The following is an 8,183-nucleotide window of genomic DNA, read 5'->3' as shown; positions in this document are numbered from 1 at the left end:
CTGACCCCATATCGTTGGGGCCAGGCCCGATTTTGCCTCTTGACAATGTCCTGCTCATATTAAAAGGAACGTCCCCAAGTGCCGGCAGTTTGGGACAGTCATTGTTGATGAGAATCGGGCGCAGCGCCAAAAGCCCCGCTCGGCGAGATGTCGAACGGAAAGGTGCCGCAGCGATTGAAGGCGGCGATGAACATGCGGATGGCGTTGGACGGCGTGGTGCCCACGAGCTGGGTTGCCGCCGCGAAGGCCGCCTTTTCCTCGGGCAAGACCTTCGCGACAACCGGGGTCATGTGTTCTGCCATGGCGCTTCCTTTTTGAAACGACGGTGGTGCGAATGGATGCGGGCCACGCGGCTGGGCGACGGGCTGTGAAGGCAACCCGATTGGCCCGCATCTGGAGTTTGTTCTACGGCGTTGGTATTACTTGGTATTCCTAAGTATTACCCCGCAGATAGAATACCATACCCGACCCCATGGGGACGGAGAAAAAACGGATCATTTTGTTGCTGAGTAAGTATTTACAGCGTGATGATGTCCGAGATATTGAGGGCCTGAGCGTCGACGGCATCGTGTGTAGCAAGCAACAGCATGCGGCCGTCGAGCAAGTCGAGCACGATCTCGGCGCATGCGTCGCGCGCAGCGGTATCTAGGCCGGTAAAGGGCTCGTCCAGAATCACTGCGCCGCCCGGACACAGCAGGGCTCGGGCAATCTCGACACGACGGCGCTGTCCACCCGAAAGCTCGGCCACGCGGGCATGCACATCGACCCCCGGCACCAGCAGGCGCAACAGGGCCGCGGCACTCGAGGCGTCCACGCGCGCGTCGGCGCACACCAGCACGTTATCCAAAGCCGAGGCGCCCTCTACCAGGCGCACATCCTGAAACACCATGGAGCACGGCGCGCACTCCCCCGCCGCCAGCGCAAGCAGCGTCGACTTGCCCACGCCCGAGGTGCCCATCACACAGATACGCCCACCCGCAGGCACGTTGAGCACCAGCCCGTCGAGCGCCGGCGCCCAGGGCGCACGATCGCCCACGGCAAGCGCAAGCTCCGCCGCAGCGCCGGCGCCAGCAGGGTCGCCCGAACGCCCGCGAGTACCACGCCCATGTGCCCACACGGCAGCACGCCACGCCGCGGGCCCCGAAGCCCGCAGCAACCACACCAGCACACGCTCGCATGCCCGCGATGCCGCCACGACCAACACGGTCCAAGCCAGCAGGTCAGCCGTCTCGATGAGCAGCTTCGCCTGATAGATGCGCTCGCCCACGGTGCCCGTCGCCATGCCGATCAGCTCCGCCGCCACGCCGGCCTTCCAGCTCATGCCAATCACGGCGCGGGCGCACGAAAGCACAAACGGCAGGACTTCGCGCCAGGTGTGGGCACAAAACAGTCGCCAACCCCGCACGCCATGCAGACGAAACATCTGCTCCAGCGGCTTATCCGCTTGCGTCAAACCCTCGACCAGCGAAAAATACACGCCCGGAAGCGCCATCAAAAAGACCGCCGCAATGCTCACGCGCGCCGACCCCAGCCAAATGAGCAGCAGGACCACCACGCAGGCAACCGGCGTCGCCTTAACAAACGAAAGCGCCGGAGCCACCAAGCGGACAAACGCCTGCGAGCGCGACGAAATTCCGGCCAGCAAACCACCGCACACCGCGGCAAGCGCCAAACCGCCTAGAATCCGCGCACCCGAGCCCGCCAGAATCGCCCACGTGCCGGCATCGCATACCAGCCGCAGCAACGCCACCACAACAGCACCCGGACCCGGCAAAATCAGCGGCTGTGCCACCAGCGCCGCCGCGAAGACCCACACGGCAAGCCAAAAGGCGGCGACGGCACCTGCTGCCGCCACCGCCTTCATACGCTCTGTCATTTGTCGAGCAAACACACGCACGGGCTACTCCATGTAGTAGAAATCGTCAGCCGGAAGTTTACCACCCACGGCGCTCGCGTCCGCGTCGGCCAGCACCTGCAGATACCCACTAAGTGCCGCCTTCATATCCTTGCCCGTCTGGCACACAAGCATGCACCCGGGAATCGCCCTCTCGGCAATCTTGGCGTTGTCCACGATGCCAGCATCGACCACGGCCTGCGCCCAGTCTGCCGGCGCCGCATTGACGGCCTTAACGCTCGCCGCATGGCAGCGCAAGAATTCCGCCACGGCCTCGGGATGCTCCTCGGCAAAGGCACGGCGCACCACGGTTACGCCCGTCAGCAAACGGGAGCCCGTGTCGCCCGCCAGCTCATCCCACACATCGGTCAGGCTTACCGGCGCCGACAGCTTGCCTCCGCTCTTTGCAATGGCAGCGGTCTTGAAGGGCTCGGGCAGCACGCCCACAGCAGACGGATCGGCAAGCAGCGCCGAGAGCACCTCGGTGGGCTCGCTCTTAAACTCAAGCGCCACCTGACCGGTCAGGCCCGCGCGCTCCAGCAGATAGTTCATGACGTACTCCGGTGTGGTGCCCTTGCCCGTCATGTAGACGGTACGACCCGCCAGGTCACCAAACGAAGTCACGTCCGCGTCGCCCGTCACCACGCTCAGCACGCCAAGCGTATTGATATCAATGACCTGTACCGCACCCTCGGTCTTGTTGTAGAGAACGCTCGCCACGTTGGCGGGTACCAAGGCAATGTCGACATCGCCCTGAATCACCTTGGGCACGATCTCGTCGGCGGCAGTGTTGATCGCAAAGTCGAACTCATTGTCTGTCTCGCCATCGGCTGCCTGGTCCATAAACTGCACCAGACCGATCGACGTCGGACCCTTGAGCGAGGCGACGTGCACCTCGACCGGCTCTGCGGCAGCACCGGCGCCGTCCGTGGCAACCGAGCCCGCGGCGGACCCGGCACCGGCAGCCCCGCCGCCACAGCCCGCGAGCGCAAGTGACAGGGCGCCCGCGGCGAGCGCCGAGGCAAACCCCCGGCGCGACATCTCAACATCAAACGCGCGCATCGCTAGCATGTCCCCTCGTTAGGCATCGACCAGGCATGATGGTCGGTATGCAGCAACTCCTCGGCCAGCGGCGAGAGCGGCGCGCCCAAAAACTCGCGGTAGCACGCCTGGACATCGGGATTCTCGTGCGAGAAACGAATGTCCGCCTTCGCATCCAGGCTCCACAGCACCTGGCCACGCTCAGCCGCCAGCTCGCAGCCGTCGTGGATGGGCTGACCGCCGCCACCGACGCAGCCGCCCGGGCACGCCATGACCTCAACAAAGTCATATCTCACACGGCCGTCGCGAATCGCGTCGAGCAGACGGGCGGCGTTGCCCAGCCCGTGCGCCACGGCGACGCGCACCTTGGTACCGTCGATATCGGCCACGGCCTCCTTCCAGCCCTCGAGTCCGCGCACGTCAGTGAAGAAGTCGGCATCCGGGTTCTTGCCCGTCACCAGGTAATATGCCGAGCGCACGGCGGCCTCCATCACGCCGCCCGTGGCGCCAAAGATCACACCCGCGCCCGTGCCAAAGCCCAACGGCGTATCGAGCGGCTCCTCGACCAGCGTGTCAACGCTCACGTGGCTCGCGCGGATCATGCGCACCATCTCGCGCACCGTCAGCGCAACGTCCACGTCGGGCGCGCCGCCCTCGCCCATCATGCTCGGCAGCGCACACTCGGCCTTCTTGGCCGTGCATGGCATAACGGACACCACGAACAGACGCTCGGGCTCCACGCCCAGCACCTTGGCGTAGTAGGTCTTGGCGATAGCGCCGAACATCTGCTGCGGCGACTTTGACGTGGACAGGCTGTCGACAAACTCGGGGTAACGTGCCTTCACAAAGCGCACCCAGCCCGGGCAGCAGCTCGTAAACATGGGCCAGCCGCGGCTGTCGCCCTCACCCTTAGCGGCGGCGCCCAGGCGCTCGAGCAGCTCGGAGCCCTCCTCCATAATGGTGAGGTCGGCCGAGAAATCGGTATCGAACACATACTCAAAGCCTACGCGGCGCAGCGCGCAAGCCAGACGCTCGACGGTTGCCTCCTCGCGCGGAATGCCGAGCTCCTCGCCCCAAGCACTACGCACGGCCGGCGCGATCTGCACCAGCACGATCTTGTCGGGATTAGCGAGCGCGTCAAACACGGTCTCGGTGTCGTCGCGCTCGCGCAGCGCGCCCGTCGGGCAATGCGTGATGCACTGGCCGCACGCGACGCAATCGGTCTTGCCGATCGGCACGCGCCCGCGGGTGCCCACGGCGGTATGCGTGGCGCGGTTGGTCAGGTCCCAAATCCCTAGGCCCTGTACGCTCTCGCACACCTTGATGCAGCGCATGCATTTAATGCACTTGTCGTTTTCGCGGATGATGGGGAAATCGAAATCCCAGCCCTCGCCCGCCAAATGCCTTTGATACGGCAGATAGAAAATGCCCAGGTCGTTGGCAATGGTCTGCAGGTTGCAGTTACCGCTGCGCACACAGCTCGTGCAGCGTGAATCGTGCTGCGAAAGCAGCAGCTGCACGTTGGTGCGGCGCGCCTCGCGGGCCTTGGGGCTGTTGGTGTGGACCACCATGCCATCGAGCACGTAGTTGTTGCAGGCGGCAACCAGCTGGTCGCAGCCCTCAACCTCGACCACGCACACGCGGCAGCCGCCGATCTCGTTCAGATCGCGCAGGTAGCACAGGGTGGGAATCTGGATGCCGACGGACTTGGCCGCGTCCAGGATCGTGGTGTGCTCGGGCACCACGACCTCGCAATTATCGATAGTGAGCTTGACCATATTGAGTGCTCCGCTTTCGGTGTTATCGCTGACAGTGGGGTTGTTGAGCTCTACCATTCCAGGTTCCTCCCTCCGCGGAACGCGCCAAAACCAAAGTGGTCGCAACGCAGGCAGCGGCTTGCCTCCTGGCGCGCCTCCTCCTCGGTAAGGCCCTGCTCGACCAGATTCCAATCGTGAATACGCTCGCCGGCCTCGCGCTCACCCAGCTCGCAGCGGCCGCACTCGTGCTTGCCCTTAAACTGAACGGTCGGCAGCTCCACGTCGAGCTTGATCTTGTGGTCGAAGCCCAGATAGCGGTCGATGTTTGCCGAAGCCACGCGGCCGGCGTTGATGGCACGGATGACGGTGGCGGGGCCGGTCTGGCAGTCGCCGCCGCTAAAGAGGCCATCGAAGTTGGGCACGGCACCGTCCGAGTCGGTGACCACGCAACCCCACTTGCAGGCGATGCCCATGTCCTCAAACGGCTTGGAATCGATGTCCTGGCCAATGGCGACAAACACGCGCTCGCAGGGGATGACGCGCTCGGGCGTAGCGGCGGCACGCGGAGCCGGACGACCGCGGCGGGGCTCGCCGATAATCTGCGGTTGCACGCGCAGGCCGCTCACGCGACCATCTTCGCCCGTCTCGATGGCGAGCGGCGCCGTGAGCTCCAGAACCTCGCAACCCTCGGCCTGGGCGCCGGCAATCTCGGCGTCCTGGGCCGTCATATCGCAGATGCGACGGCGGTAGACGATGCTCACCTTTTCGGCACCGCAGCGCACGGCAGAGCGCGCCACGTCCATGGCCACGTTGCCGCCGCCGATGACGCACACGCGCTGGCCGCTCAGGTCGGGCAGCTCGTCGTCTCCGATGGCGCGCAGCATCTTGACGGCCGACTCCACGCCGGGCGCCTCTTCACCCGGAAGGCCGAGCTTCTTGTCGCTATGGGCACCGATGGCCAGGTAGACGGCATCGAACTCGTCGCGCAGGCGAGCGAGCTCCTCGCCGTTCACGGAGTGATCGAGCTCAACGTCGATGCCGGCGCTCAAGATCCAGTCGATCTCGGCCTGCAGGCGCTCGCGCGGCAGACGATAGCTGGGGATGCCGTAGCGCAGCATGCCGCCCAAGTGGTGGCGCTGCTCAAAAATGGTCACCTTGTGGCCCATCACGGCCAGGTAGTAGGCACAGGAAAGGCCAGCCGGGCCGCCGCCGATCACGGAGACGCGCTTACCGGTGTTGTCCACTACATGCGGCTTGTGGTCGTTGAGGTCACTGTGCTCAACGGCAAAACGCTTGAGGGCGAGGATGTTCATGGGGTCGTCGACCATGCCACGGCGGCAATGCATCTCGCAGGGATGCTCGCACACCAGGCCGCAAACGAGCGGCAGCGGGTTATTCTTGCGGATGACCTTGACGGCATCGGCATAGCGGCCGGCCTCGACGAGCGAAATGTAACCGGGAATGTCGACATGCGCCGGACAGCCCGAGACGCACGGGACGCGGGCCTCGCGGTCAAAGCCACAGGAGTGCTCGCGGATGTGGTGCTCAAAATCGTCACGGAAACCGCGGATAGCCGTAAGCGCCATGGCGCCGGCCTCGTAACCGATGGCGCAATCGCTCGAAAGATAGATGGTGCGGGCGGTGCGCTCGATCAGATTGAGCGTGGACTCGTCGGCGCGGCCCTCGAGCACATCGGCGAGCAGATCGCTCAGCGCGCTCAGGCCCACGCGGCAGGGCGTGCACTTGCCGCAGCTCTGGGTGGAGCACAGGTTGACGAGCGCTGCCGTAAACTCAACGGGACACGGGGCGAGCGAACTCACCGCCAGACGACGTCCGAGCGCATCGTGCAGGTCGTCCATGACGGCCTGAGCGTGGCTGCGTTCCATTACGTGCAGTCGAGCCATAAGATCCCCTCTCACATGGCAGCCCGGAGGCGAGGCCGGGCGAAATCGCTACACGCACAACACTGACCTAAAAAGTTGTGAGGTCTCCATACGGTTCGGCAGGCGGTATAAAATGTCACCCTCAGCGGTGAAATAGAACATTACCGCAGATAAATGCCATATTTGATAAAACGCGTTACCAAATTGCAATATTCAATGTGAAAAAGAGCGCCTTACTATTTTTCCTTTTTGATCCGTTTTCCTCCGTCTCCTTCGGATCACATGATCCCTTGGGAACGGAGGAAAACGGATCGTTTTTGGTGCAAAAGGGCCAGGTTTGTTTGCACCAATCTCACTTGCGCTAGATGAAGAGCTCGCATTCCTTCCGCGCGACGCAAACCTTGCTCAGCATCTGGGAAACAGCGGATAGTTTGTTGGAATCAAGCTTGCGAGCACCTCGCGGACATACGGCGATGCAGCGCATGCAGGAGATGCACGCCTCGCCAGCTGCTCGTTTGGGGTCACTCTTGTCGATAGCGCAAACGGGGCACGCCGCGGCGCATGCACCGCAGGAGACACAATCCTCTGTTGCCTCGGGTGCCATGCGGTGACCTCCGGCTTGTTTATAAGGACGATTGCCGGGGATAGAGGGCCCGGACGCATCCTCAGCCAACAGCTTTTGCTGAATTTGCTGCGCAAACTCTGCGAGCTGCGCCGCATCCTGCGCATCCGGTCGCCCAGCAGCAAACTGACGAGCAACGGAATGCTCAGCAATAGCAGAAACCGCTGCAACAACCCTAAATACGGCGCGCTTCGCAACGTCCTCCAGCTCTACGAGCGTGTCCTCAAACGCGCGGTTTCCGTATACGCAAACCAAAACAGCCCGAGCCCCGTTGCCGCGCACCATGCCCAACCGGTCAGCCACCACAGCCGGGATTCTACCGGCATACGCCGGCACAGAGATTACGGCCACGTCGTCCTCAGTCATCGAGACAGCGCTGAAATCTAGCCCGCTATCGGCCAGATCGACGGTAACGGTATTCTTGCCCAGTGCCCCGGCCACAAGGCCAGACACCTTCCGCGTTCCACCCGTCGGACTAAACACAATTTCGAATACGCTCATCGAGGCACCCTCCCCTACGCCTGGCAACGCGTCAAGCCGCTTTCACATCCAGCCAGAGTATACGGCGCATGGGATCCCCGTTTTGGTGCACCAAGCACCCCAATGCACCCACCCTACGCTGTCTGCCTCTTCGTTTTGTATAAATTACGGTACAGATTGTATATATTTACGGGATACCGCCGTGTTCTCCCGAGGTACCCCATCCTGGCCCGTGCAAAAAACGGAGTATTCTGCAACGTGACCGCGCCAGCAATACCCCGAGCGGGCAAACCTTTAGGGCGCTGCGTCATTTTGGGTTCCGACATGGCGAGAATGACGCGCCCCTGCTCCGGAAAACGACGAAATCTGACTCAGAACGCTCGCTAGGGATATCCGAAAGCCACCGTTGGCGACGTCAAATCATATGCAGACAACTCGAACTGCAGAATACTCCAAAAAATGCACGGCGCACCCCATGGGACCCATTGCCGCATGGTAGGAAACAG

General features: G+C 63.1%; 6 protein-coding genes. All 6 read right to left on the bottom strand.

Features of this window, described 5'->3' with window-relative positions; genetic code table 11:
- Positions 1 to 98: 98 nt before the first annotated feature.
- Positions 99 to 302, bottom strand: a complete 204-nt coding sequence (locus tag I1969_RS09130; protein WP_006235351.1) for a type II toxin-antitoxin system RelB/DinJ family antitoxin — start codon at positions 300 to 302, stop codon at positions 99 to 101.
- Positions 303 to 517: 215 nt separating this feature from the next.
- Entirely contained in the window at positions 518 to 1,897 is a 1,380-nt protein-coding gene (locus I1969_RS09125) for an ATP-binding cassette domain-containing protein (RefSeq protein ID WP_195234738.1), read from the bottom strand.
- A gap of 3 nt (positions 1,898 to 1,900) precedes the next feature.
- On the bottom strand, positions 1,901 to 2,965 hold the full coding sequence (locus tag I1969_RS09120) for an ABC transporter substrate-binding protein (RefSeq protein ID WP_229028369.1): 1,065 nt from the start codon (positions 2,963 to 2,965) through the stop codon (positions 1,901 to 1,903).
- On the bottom strand, positions 2,959 to 4,770 hold the full coding sequence (locus I1969_RS09115; RefSeq protein WP_229028368.1) for a [FeFe] hydrogenase, group A: 1,812 nt from the start codon (positions 4,768 to 4,770) through the stop codon (positions 2,959 to 2,961). The genes I1969_RS09120 and I1969_RS09115 overlap by 7 nt, the downstream gene beginning before the upstream one ends.
- Positions 4,764 to 6,596: an NAD(P)-binding protein gene (locus I1969_RS09110; protein ID WP_195234728.1), complete on the bottom strand. Its 1,833-nt coding sequence runs from the start codon at positions 6,594 to 6,596 to the stop codon at positions 4,764 to 4,766. The genes I1969_RS09115 and I1969_RS09110 overlap by 7 nt, the downstream gene beginning before the upstream one ends.
- Before the next feature lie 340 nt (positions 6,597 to 6,936).
- Complete coding sequence (locus I1969_RS09105) at positions 6,937 to 7,638, bottom strand: 4Fe-4S dicluster domain-containing protein (protein WP_271745515.1); 702 nt, start codon at positions 7,636 to 7,638, stop codon at positions 6,937 to 6,939.
- Positions 7,639 to 8,183: the final 545 nt, after the last annotated feature.

This window comes from Collinsella aerofaciens (assembly GCF_015548375.1).
Taxonomy (GTDB): Bacteria; Actinomycetota; Coriobacteriia; order Coriobacteriales; family Coriobacteriaceae; genus Collinsella; species Collinsella aerofaciens_AB.
Note: the sequence above shows the minus strand (reverse complement) of the source record. Positions and strands in the feature narration are given on the sequence as shown.